Below are 19,633 nucleotides of genomic sequence, written 5' to 3'. Positions count from 1 at the left end.
CTGAGCCAGGATCAAACTCTCCAACAAAAAATTAGTTGAACAGCTATCCCGACAACAAACAAATTGTTGCCAAAGGAATCCCAACCAGCCAAACCCAAAGGCCTGACCAGTCCGGGGTATAAATCATCATTGGCACTGGCTTTACAAGCACCCTGTTGAGTTCTCAAAGAACAACCACACACCAGCCGCAAGCCCCACCCAAGTGGAACCCCAACCGGGGCTTTTCGTTCCGCGTCCCCGCCGCTCTCGCGCCGGGCACTTTTACTACGTTACCTCACCGTCTCTGCCGTGTCAAACCGTGTGTCCCGGTCTGTCATGCTTCGTACGGGTCAGCGCCGGCGCACTCACGCAGCAGCGAACCGCTGCGTCAGGTCGTCGGATTCAGCAGACCGGCCGCTGCGGTGTCCCGCAGTCTCGCCCGGTTCCCTGCCGGTCGTGAACCTTACCCGGTCGGCTTCGCCGCACCAAATCCGCCTCACGGCCGATCCGGCGAGCCCCGCCCGGACCGTGTCCCGCAGGAGTGAACCCCTGCCTGACCCGGTTGCCATCTCGTTCCGGTGCTTCAGGACCTTCGTCCCGTTTGCCCCGTTCCGCGCTGGCAGAGAGAAAGTTACGCGTCTGCGGGTTTGATCGTCAAATCCACGGGTAGCGGCGCGCGTCACATTCGCACGTCCAGGCCGTCTGCCCAGGTCAGGACCGCCGACGCCGGCCGTGGCGTGAGTGCCTCCCGGTCTACGGCGGTCACCCGGCCACCGCTGGCGCCTGATCTGCGCGAGCGGCGAGGGGAATCAGGACGTCTGCCGCCGCCGGGTGGCCAGCCAGGCCCGGACGCCGAGAACGCCGGCGGTGGTGCCGATCGCCAGCGACGCGGCGATCAGCAACGCGTGCACCCACAGGAAGCTGGTGGCCGGGCCGTCGGCCACCGTTCCGGACGCCCAGGACCGCGGGTCCTGCCAGATGGCCACCGCGAACCTCGGCCAGATCACCCAGGTCCAGACGCCGACTCCGACCAGGAAGAGGCTCCACCCTCGCGACAGCACCATGGCAGCCGAGTATGCCAGCGCACCTGCTCAGCGGCCCGCCGCCGGCAACGCGAACGCGCTGACCCGCCCCGGCGGGCGCGGCCGGCGCAGGGCGCTGACTGTTTCCGGCCGCGGCGGGATGGGCACTGCGAAGGGGGACAGCTGAGGACCGTCCCCTGGAGGTGCCCCATGCAACCCTCGACCTTCGACCCCTGGGCCTGGCGTGACCCGTCCGCCCTGGCCGGCGGCTACACGCAGACCACACCCTCGGTCACCCCTGGGCAGGATCAGGGCGGGCACGACGGCCCGGACGCGCCCGGCCCGGGCACCCCGGTCGACCTGGTGGGCTATCAGGTGCAGGCGAGCGATGGGCGCATCGGCACCATCGACGAGGCGAGCGACGCGGCGGACGCCGCGCACCTGGTGGTGGACACCGGGCCGTGGATCTTCGGGCAGAAGGTGCTGCTGCCAGCCGGGACGGTGACGCGCGTGGATCACCAGGAACGTGTCGTGCACGTCGACCGGACCCGACAGCAGATCAAGGACGCACCACCGTTCGATCCGGATTCGGCAGACCCGGAATACCGGGACCGCGTCGGCGCCTACTACGCCGACAGCTACCTTCCCCCTCCCGGCGCCATCCCACGGGTAATCTGAGGCCGTGGTCCGGACGGGCAACTGCGCATCCGAGGCTGTCGACCCGGTCGACGGCCTCGACCTCGGTGCCGTGCCCCAGACCCCGACCAGCTCCGGCGACGGCCGTGAGCAACTTCTGAACGTCCTCCGTGCCGGTGGTCTGCGGTTCCGCGCCGGCGCGCGATGGCGGACGACTCGCTGAGTCGATTCCGCTGACCGACCTGGGCTGAGCCAGCCCTGGTCGGCGCGCGCCCGTGCGTGACCCACCTTCGGATAACGAGAGGCACCACCATGTCCGTCGCACGAATGCTCACCGGTGACCGGCCCACCGGCCGCCTGCACCTCGGCCACTACGTCGGCAGCATCGCCAACCGGGTACGGCTGCACCAGCGTTACGAGAGCTTCTTCATCATCGCCGACCTGCACATGCTCACCACTCGCAACCGCCGCGAGGACATCGACCAGGTCTCCGGCAACGCCCGCGAGATGGTGACCGACATCCTCGCCGCCGGGGTCGACCCGGACCGGGCAACCTTCTACCTCCAGTCGGCGATCCCCGAGGTCGGCGATCTCAACACCCTCCTGCAGAACCTGGTGACAGTTCCCCGGTTGGAACGGGTGCCCTCGCTCAAGGACATGGCTCGCGACGCCGGCAAGGAGGAGATGCCGTACGGGCTGCTGGGTTACCCGGTGCTCCAGGCGGCGGACATCCTCTGCGTCAAGGGGGAGGTGGTCCCGGTCGGCCGGGACAACGCCGCTCACGTCGAGGTGACCAGGGAGATCGCCCGGCGGTTCAACCACCTGTACGGACCGGTCTTCCCGGTGCCCGAGCTGATCCCGGCGGACACGCCGAGCCTGGTGGGCACCGACGGCGCGGCCAAGATGAGCAAGAGCCGGGGCAACACCATCGCGCTCTCCGACGACGCGGCGACGGTGCGTCGCAAGGTGCTGGGCATGTACACCGACCCGAACCGGGTACGGGCCGACGTGCCGGGCACTGTGGAGGGCAACCCGGTGTTCGCGTACCACGAGGTTTTCAATCCGGACCGCGACGAGGTCGCCGACCTGGCCCGGCGTTACCGGGCCGGGCGGGTGGGTGACGTGGAGGTCAAGGAACGGCTGGTCGTCGCGCTGGAGGGGTTCCTGGCGCCGATCCGACAGCGTCGGGCCGAGATCGAAGCTGACCGGGGTCTGGTCGACCGGCTGATCGTCGAGGGCACGGAACGGACCCGCCAGGAGGTACGCCAGACGGTGCTCGAGGTGCGCCGGGCGATGGGGCTGACCGGCGCGTACCAGCAGGTGCGGCGGCGGGCTGAGCGCAGCCGACGCCGGACAGAAGCGGCAACCTGACGCCGGGCGGCGCTGAGCGAGGAGACCGGACGAAGCGCCGAGCGAAATGGCGCAGAATGCCAGGATGAGGAGGATCTCGGATATTCGTCCGGCGCCTGCGGGGGTGACGCACCGGACCACGATGTTCGAGATCTTCTTCGACCTGGTCTTCGTCTTCGCACTCACCCGGGTCATCACGTTCATGGCGGGGTCGCCGGGCGCGCTCACCCTGGCCCAGGGGCTGCTCCTGCTGCTCCTGCTGCTCTACTCCTGGTCGCCGTACATCTGGGTGGGAAACCTGGTCCGGGCGGACGTCGGCCCGGTCCGCGCCGCCACCCTGGTCGCGATGGCGGCGATCTTCGTGGCCGCGCTGGTGTTGCCGGACGCGTGGCAGCAGAGCCCGGAGCTGTTCGACGCACCGCTGACTCTCGCGCTGGCCTACGTGGTGGGTCGGGCCGTGCAGCTGGTGATTCTGTTCTGGGCGAGCGCGACGAACCCCGCGCTGCGCTCGACGCTGAGGTTCTTCACGGTGCCGGTCGTGCTGGGCTGGGTTCCCCTGATCATCGGCGCCCTGCTCGGCGGTGCGGCCCAGACGGCGCTCTGGACGGTGGCGTTTCTGCTGAACATCGGCGGTGCCCGGATCGCGTCCGCCTTCCGGCCGTGGCAACTGCGCAGCGTGGACCACTTCACCGAGCGGTACGGCCTGGTGCTGATCATCGCGCTGGGTGAGTCCCTGATCTCCGCCGGCGCGGGCCCCAGGGCGATGGCCCCGGTCGGCCCCGCGCTACTGGCCGCACTGCTCGGCCTCACCAGCACGGTCTGCCTGTGGTGGCTCTACTTCGATCGGCTGGCGTCCACCGCCAGCGAGGTCGTCAGCAGCGTGCCGGGCGAGCGACGGGCCAGCGTGGCCGGCGACGCGTACGGCCTCGCGCACTCCACGCTGATCATCGGCGCGATCTACGTGGCGCTCGGCATCGAGGAGGTGATCGCCCACCTCACCGGGGAGTCGGCGCATCCGGGTCGCCTCGGGTGGGAGGCAGCGACAGCGCTCTACGGCGGCACCGCCCTCTACCTGCTCAGCAGACTGGTCTTCCGACGGCTGACCGTCGGCACGGTGGTCCCGACGCAGGTCGTCGCCGCCCTGCTGCCGCTGCCCCTGCTGCCGATCGGCCGGTCCCTGCCGCCACTGGCGGCGCTCACAGTGCTGACCGCCTTCCTGATCGGCGTGACCTGGTTCGAGCGACGGATGGACCGACGCGACGAACGATCCGACCCGGCGCGGCCACGCCTGCGGTGAGCGGAGCCGGGCAGAAAAGGTTGCCGGGCCGTGTCGATATCCGCGGTCACCGTTCGTCGTCATGCTGTACGGCGACACCGCCGCACCGAGAGGAGCCAAAACGTGAAGTACATGCTGCTGTTCATGAGTCCCATGGTCGACGGAGAGGTCGTCGACAACGGGTGCAGCTTCGAGGACTGGATCCGCTACGACCGCGAGATGAAGGACGCCGGAGTCTGGGTCTCCGGGCACCCGCTACAGGACCTGACCACCTGTACGACAGTGCAGGTGAGCGCCGGTGGCGAGCGCACGATCACCGACGGGCCGTTCGCCGAGACCCGTGAGCTGCTCGGTGGGTACGACGTCATCGACGTGCCGGACCTCGACGCCGCGCTGGAGTGGGCCGCCCGCAGCCCCGGGGCCGCCGGTCCCGGATCGGTCCAGGTCCGTCCGATCGCCGAGATCGACGTGCAGGTCTGAGCGTGCCGGATGAGAGGGCAGCCGTCGGGTCGTCGGTGGAGGCCGTGTTCCGGGAGGAGCGCGGCCGACTGCTCGCTTCGCTCGTGCGCCGCTTCGGCGACCTCGACCTGGCCGAGGAGGTCGCCTCCGAGGCCATCGAGGCGGCGCTGACGCACTGGCCGACCGACGGCGTCCCGAGCCGGCCGGGCGCCTGGCTGCTCACCACTGCCCGGCGTCGGGCCGTGGACCGGTTGCGTCGTGACCGGGTGCTGGCCACCCGGCTCGCCGTGCTCCGGGCGGAGGCCGAGCGGGCCGATCACGCCCCGCCCGCCGACGCGGACCGTGACCTGCCCGACGACCGGCTGGCGCTCTTCTTCACCTGCGCGCACCCGGCCCTGGCCGCGCCGGACCGTGCCGCGCTCACAGTGCGGTTCCTGGCCGGCCTCACCACCGCCGAGGTCGCGCGGGCCTTCCTGGTGCCGCCCGCCACCATGGCCCAGCGACTCGTCCGCGCCAAACGGAAGATCCGTGACGCACGCATCCCGTTTCGGGTGCCGGGCGACGACGAGCTGCCCGGCCGTCTGCCCACCGTGCTCCAGGCCGTCTACTCGATCTTCACCGAGGGGTACGCGGCCAGTTCCGGCCCGGATCTGCAACGGATCGACCTGGCCGAGGAGGCCATCCGGCTGGGCCGGATTCTGCGCCGGCTGCTGCCCGCCGAGCGGGAGGCCGCCGGGCTGCTCGGCCTGATGCTGCTCGTCCATGCCCGGCGCGACGCGCGTACCGGGCCGGACGGGGCGATGATCCTGCTCGACGACCAGGATCGGGGGCGCTGGGACCGTCAGATGATCGAGGAGGGGCGCGGCCTGGTGGTGGTCGCGCTGACCGGCCGGGCTCCCGGGCCGTACGCGGTGCAGGCCGCCATCGCCGCGCTGCACGACGAGGCTCCCGACGTGGCCAGCACCGACTGGCCGCAGGTGGTGGCGCTCTACGACGTGCTGCTCGGCCTGGTGCCCTCGCCGGTCGTCGCGCTGAACCGGGCCGCCGCGGTGGCCATGCGGGACGGACCGGAGGCGGGGCTGGCGCTGCTCGACGAGTTGGCCGACGATCCGCGCCTGCGCGGCCACCATCCCTATCCGGCGGCTCGGGCCGACCTGCTGCGCCGGCTCGGCCGGTACGACGAGGCCGCGGCCGCGTACCGCAGCGCGTTGACGTTGGTCGGCACCGAACCGGAGCGCGCGTACCTGCTCAGCCAGCTGAAGGCTGTCACGAGCGGGTGAGCTGTACCCTTCCCCGGGTGAGTCTGCCGCTGCCTCCCGGGCCGTTCGCCGCGTACCTGTTCGACTGCGACGGCACCATCGTCGACTCGATGCCGCTGCACTACGTGGCCTGGCAGCGGGCCCTCGCGGAGTGGGGCTGCGAGTTCCCGGAGGACCTCTTCTACGCGTGGGGTGGGCGGCCCACCGCCGACATCATCGTCGAGCTGAACGAGCAGCAGGGTCTGGCCATGCCGGTGGCTGCCGTGGTCGAGCGCCGGGAGAGCTACTACCAGGAGTTGTTGCCGCAGCTCGCCGCGGTGCCGGAGGTGCTGGCGCACATCCACGACGCGCACCGGCGGGTTCCGTTCGCCGTGGTCTCCGGCAGCACCCGCGCGTCGGTCACCGCCTCCCTGGACGCGCTGGGCCTGCTGGACCGGTTCGACGTGCTGGTCTGCGCCGACGACTACACCCGGGCCAAGCCCGACCCGGAGGCGTTCCTGCTCGCGGCGCGGCAGCTCGGCGTACCCCCGGAGGCTTGCCTGGTCTTCGAGGACACCGACCTGGGCATCCAGGCCGCGACGGCGGCCGGCATGGCATCGGTACGCGTGCCGCAACAGCGCACGCCCTGACCTCTCAGGCCACCGTCAGCAGGAGCTTGCCGGCGTAGGAGGTCTGGAGGCGCTGGTGCGCGTCCCGCACCTTGCCCAGGGGGAACGTCTCGGCGACGTGCACCACGAACGGCCCCGCTTCGATGAGTTCGTTGAGGCGCTGCAACTGTCGGGGGTTCGATTCGCCGTCGTACGCGCGGACCGTGAAGCCCGGACGTTCCTGTGGCTCCGGCCGCACCCCGTGGGCGTACGCGACCACCCCGCCGTCGGCCAGCGCCTCGGTGAGCCGGTCCAGCGTCGGCCCGCCGGCCATCGCCAGGATGGCGTTGACCCCGCCCGGTGCCGCGTCCCGAATCCGGGCCAGCACCTCGGTCATGTCGCCGTGACCGTCCACCGACACGTCGGCGCCGAGCCGGGTCACCAGCGCGACGCCGTCCGCCCCGGACGCCACGGCGATCACGTTGAGGCCCTGCCGCTTCGCCAACTGCACGGCCAGGTGGCCCTGACCGCCGCTCGCTCCGAAGATCAGCAACCAGTCGCCGGCCGACAGGCTGACGGTGTCGAGGCCGGCCAGTGCGGTCAGCGCGTCGGTGGGCATGGCACCGGCGTGCTCGGCCGGCACACCGTCGGGCACCTTCGCCGCGTACTCCGCCTTGACCGACGCGTACTCGGCGTAGAGGCCGCCCTTGGGCCGGGTGGTGGCGGAGACGTAGACCAGGTCGCCCACGGCCAGGCTGGTCACCGTGCCGCCGGCCGCGATGACGGTTCCGGCACCGTCGGAGCCGGGCACGATCGGCAGTGCCGAGCCCTCCGGCACCAGCACCCCCTCCCGCTCGTACGCGTCCCACACCCCGACGCCGGCGCTCCACACCTTGATCAGCACTTCGTCGTCGGCGACCTGCGGGATCGGCAGCTTGCGCAGGGTGATCACCTCCGGCCCGCCGAACTCGTCGAAGGCCGCGGCCTGCATCCGCTCTGGCACATCCCCGTCAACCATGTGGATTCCCCCTCCGTGCCGGCGTCACCGTCGCAGCATGCCGGCTCGGGAACGGGCGCGCTCCGGAGCTGAGGGCCGTTCACCCACAAGGACTAACGTGCAGGCTCGCCGAACCTTTTGGGGCGGCTGCGGCGATCAGGAGGCCTGCGGCTCCGGGCCACGAAGCGCCTGCTCGACGGCGTCGCGGACGCGGGCGTCCTCGCGCGCCTTGCTCAGCGCCCGGTTGCGGCGCCGGTACAGGTACGCCCCGACGAGCACGGCGATCAGCACGACGAGGGCCAGCACCAACGTCCAGGGCAGGGCCCAGCCGTGCGCGGTGGCCTGCACCGGCTTGAGCGGGGTGGTGGAGCCCGAGGCATCGGTGAGCAGCGGCGTCAGGGTCGCGGTAGCGGCCAGCGAGATGACCGGAGCCACCCCGTGTACGGGCACCGTCACGTTCCAGCTCTCACCCGGGAGCAGCTCCGGCGGCGCGGCGACGTCATCGGCCCGGACCCGCAGCAGGCCGAACGGGCCGGAGACGGTCACCGCCTGGTTTCCCGACAGGGCCGCGTTGCCGACGTTGTGGACCTTGTAGGTGATGGTGGCGTCACCCTTGCTGAACGGGTTGGTCGGTCCGGCGTACGTCACGTGCAGGTCCTCGATCGCGAGGTTCGGCTTCAGCTCGCCGCCGACCCGCAGCTTGATCCGGATACCGAGGCGCCGGTCGACGTTGATCCCCTCAGCCTGGTCGGCCTGGGTCAGGGTGGTGAGGATGCCGCCGACGTAGTCCCCGGGCGTGGCGTTCTCCGGAACGCTGACCGTGAACGGGACCTGGGCGGTCTTTCCGGGCTGGATCACGACGCTGCCGGCGTTCGGCTTCACCCAGGCGCCGATCGCTGTGGACTTCTGGTCCTTGGTGAGCAGGTCGAGTTGGCCGGCGTCGGTGGTGAAGCCGTCGGCCGCGTACACGGAGAGGGTCAGCGGGGCCGCGCCACGGTTGGCCACGACCATGGCGTCCTCGACGGCCCCACCCGGGTTGACGTTGTAGCTGTAGCTGGACCGGGCCTCGCCGTAACCGTTGGACGCCGTCCGGACCGTCCAGGCGACGTTGCAGTCCGCCGCCCGGGCGGGGCCGGCACCGACGCCGACGGCCGCGACGACGGCGAGCAGGGACAGTGCTGTCGTACGGAGGAGTGCGGTGGGCCTGGTCTTCCAGCGCGTGACGGACGGGTACATGTCGGTTCCTTGAGGTGATCTTGGACGGATGGCAAATGGGTGGCGGGGTAGACACCCGAAGGTGCCTACCCCGCCCATGGAACTGTTCGGTCAGCTGCTCAGCGCGGTGATCGTGAGGGTGGTGCGGTAGCTACCCTTCGCGATGCTGTCCGGGATCTTCAGATCCAGGTCGGCGCCGAGCTTCGCGCCACCACGCGGGTGACCCTGCGCGGCGGCGGCGAGGGCGCTGGAGACCGAGAGGCCCTTGCCCTGGTCGTCGTAGGACGACAGGACCGGGGCACCGGCCTCGGCGCCCGCTCCGGCGTCGAGCACGTACGGGCTCCAACCGAGGTAGGAGCCGGAGAACTTCTTGTCGGCGTCGGAGAAGTCGCCGACGTTGGCCGAGATCGACCACGGGGCGAGCGAACGGCGGCTGTCCGACACGAGGATCGGGTTGATCTTGCCGTTGGCCTGGAAGTAGGTGCCGTCGCGCTCCTGCGCGGTGCCCAGGTCGACCAGACCGTTGTAGCCGTCGATCGTCCAGCCGAACTCACCCGGAGCCGGGTTCGGCACGTTGACCTGGATGGCCTGGCCGTCACCGTGGTACGGGTGCACCGTCACGTTGTCGACGATCGAGCCGACCGGCTGCCCCTCCGGGGTGTTGACGCAGGAGAGGCCCTTCTCGACCGCCGCGTTCGGGGCCGCGCAGGTGCCGCTGCGGACGTTCGCGAGAACCAGCTTGTCGTTGCGCACCTGCACCTTGACGTAGCTGCGGACGTGCTCCTGGTTCTGCACGGAGTTGTACCAGTACTTGTTCGGGTCCAGCGGGTCCGGCCCGTTGCCGCGGATGCCCGTGCCGGAGCTGTCCGGCTTCTTGATGTCGTAGTACTTCGAGCCGGAGGCCGAGTTGGCCGTCACGTAGATGACGCCACCCGGGCCGGGGTAGACGTCGGCAGCGCCCGGCTTCTCGTCCGGGTTCTCCTTCTGGCCGTTCTTGATGGAGTAGCTGCGGGTGTAGCTGTGGTCGTGACCCTGCAGCACCATGTCGACGCCGAGGTTGGAGAACGCGGTGGTGAAGTCCTCCCGCCGCTGCTTGTTGTCACTGTCGGTCGCGTGGCTGGCCGGCGAGTAGATGGAGTGGTGGTAGACCAGCACCTTCCACTTGGCCTCGGAGCCGTGCTTGTTGATGACGTCGGTGACGTACGCGACGTGCGCCGCGTCGCCGCCGGCGGAGCCGTCCGCCGGGTTGACGTAGCTGTTGCTGTTCAGGTCGATGAACAGCACGTCCTTGTGGATGAACCAGTAGTCGCCGCCGGACCGGGTCGCCTGGTCGCCGTTGTAGTACTGCGACGAGCGGTCGGTGTTCGGGGTGAAGTGGTGCTGCTCGTAGGACTTGCCGCCGACGTCGTGGTTACCGATGGTGGCGACGAGGGGGACCTGGCGCAGCTGGTCGGGGGCGAGGAACGAGGTCCACTGGCCCTCGTCGTTGGCGCTCTCGACGTGGTCGCCGGCGGACACCAGCAGCTCGGCGTTCGGGTTGGCCGCCGTCGCGACCTTCAGGGTGTCCTCCCAGCCGGCCTGGTCCTTCAGCCGGTCACCGGAGGAGCCGATCTGCGGGTCGCCGAAGAACAGGAAGTCGTAGTCGCCCTCGAAGTCCCGCGTCTTGAAGGAGTACGCCGGGGACCAACTGCCCTCGGCGCCGACCCGGTACGAGTACGCCGTGTTCTCGCGCAGGTTGCTGATCGTGGCGTGCCGGTTGAACCCGGTGGTGGAGGTGTTCGCCGCACCAACGGCGTCGAAGCTGACGGCGCCGGCCGGGAACTCGCCGTTGACGATCTCTGCGGTCGGGGCGAGCTGGATCTTCTGCGCGGTGTCGGCGGAGGAGTACCAGCTCACGATGCGCTGGGTCTCGTTGGCGCCGACGCCGAGGACCACACCGGTGATCGTGGTGGACTCGGCCGCGCTCGCGGCGGCCATCAGGCCACTGCCGAGAGCCGCGCCCATGCCCAGGAAGCCGGCTGCGACCCCGGCGACCAGGCGACGCCGTACGAGCGCGGAAGCCCGTGACGAGGTGCTCAATGTCATCGACATTGTTCCCTTTTCAAATAGAGAAATGGATGTGCCTTCACCCGACGCTGGGGAAGCAAATCCACGCTTTCGCTGCCCGATGAACCAACCGTGAACATGATCTTGCGAAAGACTGCACTTCACGAACTACTTAGCCTTACTCATGATCCAGAAATGCGCTGCACAAACCAGATCAACCCCATAAGGGACACGCCCGCAGAAACGACCCCGGTCGCCCAGAGGCCGGCTTTGGGCGCACGACGCCGCAGCACGAACAGCAACGGGAAGACGACCGCGATAATCGTCAACTGAACGACTTCGATGCCGATGTTGAACACCAGCAGGGACCACAGCAGGGTCCACGACCACGCCTCGTCGATGCCCAACGCGCCAGCGAAGCCCAGGCCGTGCACGAGACCGAAACAGAACACCACGCCAAGGCGGATCCAACCGGCCCGGTCCAGGCTGAAGTGACCGCGCCCGGCCGTCTCCAGGTCGGTCGCGTGCTCACCGCGCCGCCAGATTCCCCACAGGTGCCAGCCGGCGACGACAGCGATCGACAACGCGATGATCGGCTCCACGATCGCCCCCGGCACCTCGACCAGGCCGAGCGCGGCGAGCATGAACGTCACCGAGTGCGCCACCGTGAAGCTGGTGGCCGCGAGCACGATCTCCCGGAGCCGCCGCGACCCGGCGATGAGCGCCAGCAGGAACAGAATGTGGTCGACACCGCTCAGCAGGTGCTCGGCGCCCAGGACGAAGAACTCCCCGAACCGCTCGTACCAGGCCTGCGCGGTCGAGAAGGACGGGTGGGCGGCGTCGAGCGCCGCACTGCCCGACCGGCCGTCGATCTCGTAGGTGACGATCGTCTTCGTGCCCTTGACGTAGCCCTCGCCGTCCGGGAAGAGGCCACTGCGCACCACGTGCTCGTCGACCCGCTCGGGGCAGGTCCAGTCGAGCAGCAGGTCCGCGTACGGCACGCCCTCGCGGGCGCCGATCGTCGCGTCACCCACCTGCGTCGGCCGGCAGGCCGCACCCCGGGAGCTCACCGAGAACCGGTCGGAGACGTAGCCGAGGACCGTCGACGCGTGGCCCTTCAGGGCGGCGGCCTGCGCAGCGGTGTCACCCGCCTCGAACGCCGCGGTTCCGGCCTGGAAGAGCGGGTCGTCGTGGCCGGCGTCCGCGGCGGAGACGACGAGGAGGTCGTATTCGAGCTCCACCGCCGTTCGAATGTGACCCTCATCTCCCGCCGTTATTTTCGCGTACACAGTCGACGAAAAACCGTGCGCGGACGCCGGTTCGGCGGCCAGAAACGGAACCACCGCTGCGGCGAAACCGACAGCGGCGACGATAACGGTACGGCGGATCCGGCCTGACATTCGACTCCCTCGGTTGGCCAGTGCACGTTGCATGTCGTTGGTGAACACCAACCCGCGTACCGACGAACCGCCGGAGAACAACATCCCCGAACCGCCGCCCACCGACTGCCGGTGACCGGAATTGAGATAGGAATACGAAGAAGTACGCGCACATTCCGCCACCACCCGGAGGACGATCACCTTGCGCCCCCCGCTTCGGGCCGTCGCCATGCTGGCCGCGACCGCCGCGCTGGTCACCGCCTGCAACTCCAGCGACGACTGGTCCGAACCACGTCCGGCGCCCAGCGCCATCGGCACCCTCGGCCCCGGGTTCGTCGACCCCTCCACGAAGCCCGCGCCGGAGGCGACCATCACCCCGCAGCCCGGCTCGTGGGCCGGTGTCCACCCGCCGAAGGACTACCGGGTCGTCCTGCTGACCAGCGGTACCGACAACCCGACCAAGGCCCTGGTGACAGCGGTCAAGGAGTGGGCCGACGACGAGCACGTCGACCTCAGGACGATCGTGGTCGGCAACGCGCACGAGGCCGTTCCCAGCATCGCCAAGGCGATGGAGATGGGTCCGGACCTCATCGTCAGCGCGGGAAACGATCTCATCGACGGGCTCGCACTGGTCACCCCGAACCACCTGGACGAGAAGTTCCTGGTGGTCGGCGCGGAGCTGGCCGAGCCCACCCACAACGTCACCGCCGTCGACTGGGAGGGCGCGTCGTTCCGTGGTGAAGGGCTCGGCATGTCCTCGACGTACGACCCGAACTCGTTCACCGCGGAACGTTGCGCGGCGGCCATCCGGGCGGGCGTGGCCGCCGTCCTCAACGACCTGACCGGGATCGTGGTCTGGCTCTGACGACGAGGGCCTCGCCCTCGGGGCCGCCCGGCCCGGTGCGGAGGCCGGTGAACCTCCGCACCGGGCCGGCGGGTCACCCGGTCGAGCAGGTGGCTGTCATTCCCGTACCGGTGCCGGTGCCCTGGTAACCGAACTCGGTCGACTGCCCTGCGGCGACCGAGCCGTTGTAGGCGACATTCGTGAACTGGACGGTGCCGGTGGTGCCGCTGCGGTTGGCGCTCCAGACGCTGGTGATGCTGGCCCCCGAGGGCAGGGTCATGGCTACCGTCCAGCCGTTGATCGGCGCGGCGCCGGCGGTCACCCGCACCGTGGCGACGAAGCCGCCCGTCCACTGGTTGACCGACACCGACGCCACACAACCCGCACCGGTCGGCGGCGGGGTGGTCGGGGGAGGCGTGGTTGGCGGCGGCGTGGTCGGCGGGGGCGTGGTCGGCGGCGGGCTGGTCGGGCCGTCAGCCAGGACCGGGGTCGACCAGTCCCGCCAGTCGGCCAACCGACCGAGCGCCCTGCTGGAAATCCGGATCACGCCCGGCTCGTTGCCCGTCTTCAGCAGGAACCTGCGGATGCTGTTCTGCAACGGGGTACGCCACTCGGGGCGGTTGGCGCAGTGGGTGCCGTCCTGCACGTCGGACCAGTAGGTGATGTTGTCGCCGGCGCCGAGCGCCCGGTAGACCTCAGCGCCGCCCAGGGCCGCCACGCTCGCCGACCGCGGGCCGAGGTTGGCGATGTGCGGGTTGTCCATGATGAACAGTCCGCGCGGTGCCACCATGGCGACCATCTCGTGCGTGTCCACCGGGAGCCGGTTCGGGCTGCCGGTGAAGGAGCCGAACGCGTCGCCCAGCCAGGGTTGCTCCCCGTACGCGCTGCTGAGGCTCTGCGCGCCCTCACCGGGGATGCCCCGGAAGATGGGCACGCCCGCGCTGCCCGATTCGATCGGCATGGTCAGGGCGATGCGTTGGTCGAACACCCCGATCGCGAAGGCGCCCTTGCCGTACCGGGAACAGCCGGTCACACCCATCGCGTCCGCCTTGAGGATCCGGCCGTCGGACTGCTCGATGACGTCGATGATCCGGCTGACGCCCCAGCCCCAGGCGGCGAGCAGTCCGGTGCTGCTCGATGAGCCGTAGATGCTGTAGAACGCGCCCTGCTTGTTGTTCCGGGGGGTGCCCTCGCGCCCAACCGCCAACGGGTCGTAGCTGATCACAGCAGCGCCGGCGGCCTTGATGGTGGCCGTGTCCGCGCCGAACCCGCCGACGACCACGACGGCAGGGAAGGGACCGGTGCCGCTGGGCAGCTCGACCCGTGCCGAGAAGCTGGTGCTCCTGCCGTTGTGTGACACGTTGACGGTGATGGTGCTGTTGGACACCGTCCCGGTGACCGTCGCGGGTTTGGCGGGCTTCTCGCCGAAGACGAACTTCTCCGCCAGTTCCTTGATCTCCGCCCGACGGCAGCGCCAGTCGGACTTCGAGGTGATGGTCTGGCCGTTCAGCTTCTTGAAGGGGTCGGGAAGCTTGGCGTTGGTGGGCAGCGAACCCAGGTCCGGCAGGCCGGACACCGCGCAGTCGGCGCCCTCGTCCTCGACTGCGGCGGCCAGTGGGGCCACGGCGGCGTACGCGTCCATGGTTCGTGTTGCTACCGATGCCGATCCGGCGACCGTGAGCGCTGCTACCGCCAGCGCGACGACCACCGATCGGGTGGTAGAGCGGCCCGAGCTGATGACCACGGGGCTCTCCTTCCGAGTGGTGATGGAAAAGGAAGGAACGAAACGTGATCGATGATCACGAATGCCAGCCAGGTAAAGCTTGAGCGCTTCGATCGGGAAGTGTCAATATTTTGCCGAAACTTTCGAGCCTTCCCACCGCCTCAGACGACGCTGGGACCGGCCGCCGGGGCAGCCACGCGGGTGAGATCACGGATCCTGCGCGCGGCAGATATCGAAAGTTTCGACGGTCAGCGCGGGGTCGGCCCACGATCCTCGAACTCGTACGTGGTGGTCAGGCCCTCGGGCAGGTCGGGGACCAGGGCGTTGGTGCCGTCGACCACCTGGACGTAGCGCCTGCCCTGGAAGATCGAGTAGCTGCCGTCGGGAACCTGATCGATCCGGAAGAGCTGCGTCGACGCGGCGGCATCACAGGCCCGGCCGCGTACGCTGCCCGGCGCGGCGTCGTGCACGACGGTCATGCAGACCTCGGTGGCACCGGCCGCCAGCAGGATCCGATACCTGTCGCCCTCGGGGCGCAGCACCCACAGCGCCCGATCGTCGATGCCCTGGTCGGTGGTGGCCCGCACCTGGTCGCCATCGCTGTCGATCGCCAACGTCGCGCCGCGCATGCCGGGCAGGGTGATCTGGACCTGCCGCCGGCCGCCGAGGATCTCCTGCGGTCCCGCCGGGGCGGTCGCGGACGGCACCACGGGCGGGGTCACGGGCGGAGCAACCTGGGTCGCCGGGCCGGCGTCCGGCGTCTCGACGTCGTTCCGGATCTGTGACAGGGCGGTGCCAGCGGCGACGGCCACCACGGCCAGCCCCGCCGCGCCCACTGCCGCCCGACGCCGCCGACGCCGGTCGCTGCGCTGCCGCAACGCCTGCGCCCCCGGCAGCGTGGCGACTCGCCGGACCTCGTCCACGATCGCGGTGAGATCGTCGCGCGGATCAGCCATGGGAGGTCTCCTCCTGGTGCGCATCGGTCAGCAACCCGGCCATCGCTCGCCGACCACGGGCGAGGTACGTCTTCACGGTCCCGACGGGCGCCCGCATCTCGGCTGCCACCTCCGCGACGCTGAGATCGTTGAGGTGGTGCAGCACGACGGCCCGCCGCTCGTTGGGGCTCAGCCGTTGCAGCGCCTGCAACAGCGCGACGTGGTCCTCGTTCAGGCCGGGCACACTCTGGTCGACCGCGGCCCGGCGGTGTGCGCGTACCCGGTTGAACGCCTTGCGCCAGCTGCTCACCGCGATCCGGGAGGCCACCCGCCGGACCCACGCCTCCGGGCTGTCCGTCTCCCGCACCGTCCGCCACCGCTGCCAGGCCCGCATGAACGCCTCGGCGACGGCGTCCTCCGCCTCGGCGCGGTTGCCGGTGAGCGCGTACACGTGACCCACGACCCGACCGGCGCAGGCCGCGTAGAGGGCGTCGAACTCCTCGGCGTCACGCATCCGACCGGTGCCCTCCCACGCTTCGTCCCCTGGTCACCGCCGCATGGAACTCGGCTGGCTGGACCGGTCGCGTCGGCGCGGGGCGAGATTGTGGCCCGCGTCACACCGGAGTGATCAACCCGACGACCCGGCCAGGCGTCATCGTGCCGACCCGGGAGACGCCCGTGGCGGAGAGGACGATGTGCGACGACGGCAACGACGCGCCCTGACAGCCGGCGTACTCGCGACCGCGCTGGTTACCGCGGGGCTGACCGCCCAACCGGCGAGCGCGCAGCCGACGCCCCCGACTCCCGGCACCGCCGGGACCTTCACCCTGATCACCGGGGACCGGGTGTCGCTGGACGCGGCGGGTCGCCCGCAGATCCAGCGCGGCCCGGGTCGGGCCGCCATGCGGTTCGTCAGCAACCGGGAGGACGGTCACCAGTACGTCATCCCGGTGGACGCGGTGCCGCTGGTGCGGGACGGGCGACTCGACCGCCGCCTGTTCGACCTCACCACGCTCGCCGAGTTCGGCTACGACGACCGGGCCGCCGAGTTGCCGCTGCTGGTCGCGTACCCCGAGAACACGGCGGCGCGGGCGCGGACCGCGACCACCGGGGGTGCCGGGCGCGTGCGGGCCGACCTCCCCGCCGCCCACGCGCTCGCGGTCCGGGCGGACCGGGACGACCGGGTGACGCTCTGGGCGTCGCTGACCCGGGGTACGCCATCCGCGCGCACCCTCACCGCCGGCGTCACCCACATCTGGCTGGACGGCAAGCGCACGGTCTCCCTCGATCGCAGCGTGCCGCAGATCGGTGCCCCGGCGGCGTGGCAGGCCGGGTTCGACGGCACCGGCGTCACCGTCGGCGTGCTGGACACCGGGATCGACGCCAACCACCCCGACTTCGCCGGCCACCTCACCGAGGTCCGGGACTTCACCGGCGGTGGCGACCCCAGCGACTCGGTCGGCCACGGCACTCACGTGGCGTCGACGATCGTCGGCAGTGGCGCCGCCTCCGGCGGCAGGTACCGCGGCGTGGCGCCGGGGGCGAAACTGCTGGTCGGCAAGGTCTGCGCCACCACCGAATGCCAGGACTCGGACATCATCACCGGCATGCAGTGGCTCGCCCCGCGGACCCGGGTGGTCAACCTGAGCGTGGGCGGCGACGACACGCCCGGCCTCGACCCGCTGGAAACCGCGGTCCAGGAGTTGAGCCACCAGTACGGCACCCTCTTCGTGGTCGCGGCCGGCAACGAGGGCAAGCCGAAGTCGGTCTCCTCGCCGGCCTCCGCCGACGACGCTCTCGCCGTCGCCGCTGTGGACGCCGACGACCAGCGGGCCTACTTCTCCAGCCGGGGTCCCCGGATCGGCGACAACCACATCAAACCCGAGATCAGCGCACCGGGCGTCGACATCGTGGCCGCGGCCCCCGGCGGCGACTACGCCGCCATGTCGGGTACGTCGATGGCGACCCCACACGTGGCCGGCACCGCAGCGATTCTCGCCGGGCAGCACCCGGACTGGACCGGCCCGCAGCTCAAGGCCGCCCTGATGGACTCGGCCAAGCCGACCGGCGAGGACACCCTCTACGAGCAGGGCGCCGGCCGGGTGGACATCGCCCGCGCCGTCGCCCAGCCGGTGGCCGCCGACATCGCCGCCATCGACTTCCCGGTGCAGCGCTGGCCACATGCCGACGACAGCCCGATCACCCAGGTCGTCGGCTACCGCAACACCGGCACCACAGCGGTCACCCTGACGCTGGCCATCGCTCCGGCCCCGGCCGGCATGCTCACCGTCAGCCCGGCCATGCTGGTGGTTCCGGCCGGTGGCCACGCCGAGGCGACCATCACCGTGGACACCCGGGTGGACGCCCCGGACGGCGTCTACCAGGGAGCGCTGACCGCCACCGGCGCCGATGACCTGCGGGTACGCACGCCGTTCGCGCTGAACCGCGAGATCGAGAGCTACGACGTACGGCTCGACCACACCGGACGCGACGGCAGGCCGGCCACCGAGTACACGACAGTGGCGGCGAACCTGACCACCGGCGAGTTCAGCACCCTCGCCGTGGCACCGGGCGGCGGCGTCCTGCGGCTGCCCAAGGGTCGTTACGCGTTGTACAGCACCATCCACGAGGGTTCCGTGTCGACCCTGCTCGCACAGCCGGTCCTGGACGTACGCGGCCCGGTCACCGAGGCGGTCGACGCCCGTGCCGCCAAGCCTGTCGCGTTGACGGTGCCGCAGCACGACGCCGCGCCGACCTCGATCAACGTGAGCGCCAACTGGGATGACGGCCTTCGCTACCCGGGCGTCCAACTCAGCGGGCTGTCCTTCGCGGACCTCTTCTTCGGCCGGATCGGACCCGCCGTCACCGCACCCGAGTTCACCGCGACGCTTGGCGTCGGGCTCGCGCGACCGGGCAGGGACGGCACCTTCCGGAACAGCCCTTCCACCTACGACCTGGCGTACGTCCGGCAGGGCGACATGTTCACCGGCCTGACCAGGAAACTGTCGCCGAAGAACCTGGCCACCGTCCGGGCGACCTACCGCAGCCAGTCCAGCACGACGACGGCCACCCGGTTCCACCGCGCGTCGGGTCCCGGAGGCTCCGGTCCGGTCGGGTCGAACACGCCCGTCGACCTGCCGTTCAAGGGTGTCGAGTACTACAACACCGACGGGGGCGTCGTCTGGACGTCCACCTTCCTCGAAGGGGACAACCTCACCGCCCAGGACTCGACCTTCGTAGCCGGCCGGACGTACACCCAGACCTGGAACGCGGCACCGTTCGGGCCGACAGTGGCCCAGGCGCCGGCCCTGTCGCCACTGGGGTACGCGGGCCGCGACGGCGACACCATCTCGATCGCGTCGCTGCCCCTGTTCGGCGACGCGTCAGGTCGCCCCGCCAGCCGCGACGACCAGCCGGTGCGGATCCGGCTGCTCCGCGACGGTAAGGAGATCGGCAGCTCGGACAGCCCGTGGGCCGAGCTCGCGGTGCCCGCCGGCAGGGCCACCTACCGACTGGAGGCGGCCGTCACACGCGGCGCCCCGGACACCCTGTCGACGTCGGTGTCGGTGGCCTGGACCTTCACCTCGGCGCACACCACGTCACCGGAGCGGTTGCCCCTCAGTACGGCTCGACCGACCCCCGTGCTCGACGACACCAACACGGCACGGATCGGCCGGGTCATGGCGATCCCGGTGACGCTGGACCGGCAGGCCGGTTCGACTGCCACGCCCAACCGCACGCTCAGCGTGTCCGCGTCCTTCGACGACGGCCGCACCTGGGTCGGGTTGCCGGTGCTCCGGAACGTCGCTGTGATCAGTCATCCGCGACGGGCCGGGTTCGTCTCGCTGCGACTGGCCGCTACCGACACCGCCGGCAACACCGTCACCCAGACGATCCAGCGGGCCTACCGGATCTCCTGACGCGTT

16 protein-coding genes are annotated in these 19,633 nt (G+C 70.4%); 8 read left to right on the top strand and 8 right to left on the bottom strand.

Features of this window, described 5'->3' with window-relative positions; all coding sequences use genetic code 11:
* Nucleotides 1-788: 788 nt before the first annotated feature.
* On the bottom strand, nt 789-1,043 hold the full coding sequence (locus AB0C03_RS30230) for an SCO4848 family membrane protein (RefSeq protein WP_030338067.1): 255 nt from the start codon (nt 1,041-1,043) through the stop codon (nt 789-791).
* Nucleotides 1,044-1,211: 168 nt separating this feature from the next.
* On the opposite strand from AB0C03_RS30230, the gene AB0C03_RS30225 reads away from it, so the two are divergent.
* The 6 genes from AB0C03_RS30225 (at nt 1,212) to AB0C03_RS30200 (ending at nt 6,610) form a co-directional block, all read left to right on the top strand.
* Complete coding sequence (locus AB0C03_RS30225; RefSeq protein WP_357640558.1) at nt 1,212-1,679, top strand: PRC-barrel domain containing protein; 468 nt, start codon at nt 1,212-1,214, stop codon at nt 1,677-1,679.
* 270 nt (nt 1,680-1,949) lie between these two features.
* Nucleotides 1,950-3,008 (top strand): tryptophan--tRNA ligase, encoded by a 1,059-nt coding sequence (trpS, locus tag AB0C03_RS30220; RefSeq protein ID WP_030338070.1) that lies wholly within the window; start codon nt 1,950-1,952, stop codon nt 3,006-3,008.
* A gap of 64 nt (nt 3,009-3,072) precedes the next feature.
* Entirely contained in the window at nt 3,073-4,284 is a 1,212-nt protein-coding gene (locus AB0C03_RS30215; protein ID WP_357640555.1) for a low temperature requirement protein A, read from the top strand.
* 111 nt (nt 4,285-4,395) lie between these two features.
* Nucleotides 4,396-4,743 (top strand): YciI family protein, encoded by a 348-nt coding sequence (locus tag AB0C03_RS30210; protein WP_247675886.1) that lies wholly within the window; start codon nt 4,396-4,398, stop codon nt 4,741-4,743.
* 2 nt (nt 4,744-4,745) lie between these two features.
* Entirely contained in the window at nt 4,746-6,002 is a 1,257-nt protein-coding gene (locus tag AB0C03_RS30205; RefSeq protein WP_030338075.1) for an RNA polymerase sigma factor, read from the top strand.
* Between the two features lie 17 nt (nt 6,003-6,019).
* A complete protein-coding gene (locus tag AB0C03_RS30200) occupies nt 6,020-6,610 on the top strand; it encodes an HAD family hydrolase (protein ID WP_030338078.1) in 591 nt (196 codons plus the stop codon).
* A 4-nt stretch (nt 6,611-6,614) separates the two neighbouring features.
* Here AB0C03_RS30200 and AB0C03_RS30195 read toward each other — a convergent pair whose 3' ends face one another.
* The 4 genes from AB0C03_RS30195 to AB0C03_RS30180 form a co-directional block, all read right to left on the bottom strand.
* Nucleotides 6,615-7,586, bottom strand: coding sequence for an NADP-dependent oxidoreductase (locus AB0C03_RS30195; RefSeq protein ID WP_357640550.1), 972 nt, complete (start codon nt 7,584-7,586; stop codon nt 6,615-6,617).
* A gap of 135 nt (nt 7,587-7,721) precedes the next feature.
* On the bottom strand, nt 7,722-8,801 hold the full coding sequence (locus tag AB0C03_RS30190) for a COG1361 family protein (RefSeq protein ID WP_357640547.1): 1,080 nt from the start codon (nt 8,799-8,801) through the stop codon (nt 7,722-7,724).
* Between the two features lie 90 nt (nt 8,802-8,891).
* On the bottom strand, nt 8,892-10,865 hold the full coding sequence (locus AB0C03_RS30185; protein ID WP_357640544.1) for a purple acid phosphatase family protein: 1,974 nt from the start codon (nt 10,863-10,865) through the stop codon (nt 8,892-8,894).
* A 143-nt stretch (nt 10,866-11,008) separates the two neighbouring features.
* Nucleotides 11,009-12,463: a HupE/UreJ family protein gene (locus AB0C03_RS30180; protein WP_357640541.1), complete on the bottom strand. Its 1,455-nt coding sequence runs from the start codon at nt 12,461-12,463 to the stop codon at nt 11,009-11,011.
* On the opposite strand from AB0C03_RS30180, the gene AB0C03_RS30175 reads away from it, so the two are divergent.
* The gene (locus AB0C03_RS30175) at nt 12,435-13,070 is read left to right on the top strand and encodes a type 1 periplasmic-binding domain-containing protein (protein WP_036412792.1); all 636 of its coding nucleotides are present in this window, start codon (nt 12,435-12,437) and stop codon (nt 13,068-13,070) included. The two genes, AB0C03_RS30180 and AB0C03_RS30175, sit on opposite strands and share 29 nt — an antisense overlap.
* Nucleotides 13,071-13,143: 73 nt before the next feature.
* Here AB0C03_RS30175 and AB0C03_RS30170 read toward each other — a convergent pair whose 3' ends face one another.
* The 3 genes from AB0C03_RS30170 to AB0C03_RS30160 all read right to left on the bottom strand — a co-directional run bounded on the left by AB0C03_RS30170 (nt 13,144) and on the right by AB0C03_RS30160 (nt 16,221).
* On the bottom strand, nt 13,144-14,691 hold the full coding sequence (locus tag AB0C03_RS30170) for a glucuronyl esterase domain-containing protein (protein WP_357640538.1): 1,548 nt from the start codon (nt 14,689-14,691) through the stop codon (nt 13,144-13,146).
* Nucleotides 14,692-15,020: 329 nt separating this feature from the next.
* On the bottom strand, nt 15,021-15,728 hold the full coding sequence (locus AB0C03_RS30165; RefSeq protein WP_357640535.1) for a hypothetical protein: 708 nt from the start codon (nt 15,726-15,728) through the stop codon (nt 15,021-15,023).
* A complete protein-coding gene (locus AB0C03_RS30160) occupies nt 15,721-16,221 on the bottom strand; it encodes a sigma-70 family RNA polymerase sigma factor (RefSeq protein ID WP_030338094.1) in 501 nt (166 codons plus the stop codon). Before AB0C03_RS30160 ends, AB0C03_RS30165 begins: the two co-directional genes overlap by 8 nt.
* A 181-nt stretch (nt 16,222-16,402) precedes the next feature.
* On the opposite strand from AB0C03_RS30160, the gene AB0C03_RS30155 reads away from it, so the two are divergent.
* The gene (locus AB0C03_RS30155; protein WP_357640532.1) at nt 16,403-19,627 is read left to right on the top strand and encodes a S8 family peptidase; all 3,225 of its coding nucleotides are present in this window, start codon (nt 16,403-16,405) and stop codon (nt 19,625-19,627) included.
* The last annotated feature ends 6 nt before the right edge of the window (nt 19,628-19,633 follow it).

The sequence above is a fragment of the Micromonospora parva genome (assembly GCF_040649675.1).
Taxonomy (GTDB): Bacteria; Actinomycetota; Actinomycetes; order Mycobacteriales; family Micromonosporaceae; genus Micromonospora; species Micromonospora parva.
Note: the sequence above shows the minus strand (reverse complement) of the source record. Positions and strands in the feature narration are given on the sequence as shown.

Excerpts from the sequence above, each read along its gene's own strand:
- AB0C03_RS30190 (WP_357640547.1), bottom strand. The coding sequence starts at position 8,801 with ATGTACCCGTCCGTCACGCGCTGGAAGACCAGGCCCACCGCACTCCTC.
- AB0C03_RS30160 (WP_030338094.1), bottom strand. The coding sequence starts at position 16,221 with ATGCGTGACGCCGAGGAGTTCGACGCCCTCTACGCGGCCTGCGCCGGT.
- AB0C03_RS30165 (WP_357640535.1), bottom strand. The coding sequence starts at position 15,728 with ATGGCTGATCCGCGCGACGATCTCACCGCGATCGTGGACGAGGTCCGG.
- AB0C03_RS30175 (WP_036412792.1), top strand. The coding sequence starts at position 12,435 with ATGCTGGCCGCGACCGCCGCGCTGGTCACCGCCTGCAACTCCAGCGAC.
- AB0C03_RS30195 (WP_357640550.1), bottom strand. The coding sequence starts at position 7,586 with ATGGTTGACGGGGATGTGCCAGAGCGGATGCAGGCCGCGGCCTTCGAC.
- AB0C03_RS30185 (WP_357640544.1), bottom strand. The coding sequence starts at position 10,865 with ATGACATTGAGCACCTCGTCACGGGCTTCCGCGCTCGTACGGCGTCGC.
- AB0C03_RS30215 (WP_357640555.1), top strand. The coding sequence starts at position 3,073 with ATGAGGAGGATCTCGGATATTCGTCCGGCGCCTGCGGGGGTGACGCAC.
- AB0C03_RS30170 (WP_357640538.1), bottom strand. The coding sequence starts at position 14,691 with ATGGACGCGTACGCCGCCGTGGCCCCACTGGCCGCCGCAGTCGAGGAC.
- trpS (WP_030338070.1), top strand. The coding sequence starts at position 1,950 with ATGTCCGTCGCACGAATGCTCACCGGTGACCGGCCCACCGGCCGCCTG.
- AB0C03_RS30210 (WP_247675886.1), top strand. The coding sequence starts at position 4,396 with ATGCTGCTGTTCATGAGTCCCATGGTCGACGGAGAGGTCGTCGACAAC.
- AB0C03_RS30230 (WP_030338067.1), bottom strand. The coding sequence starts at position 1,043 with ATGGTGCTGTCGCGAGGGTGGAGCCTCTTCCTGGTCGGAGTCGGCGTC.
- AB0C03_RS30225 (WP_357640558.1), top strand. The coding sequence starts at position 1,212 with ATGCAACCCTCGACCTTCGACCCCTGGGCCTGGCGTGACCCGTCCGCC.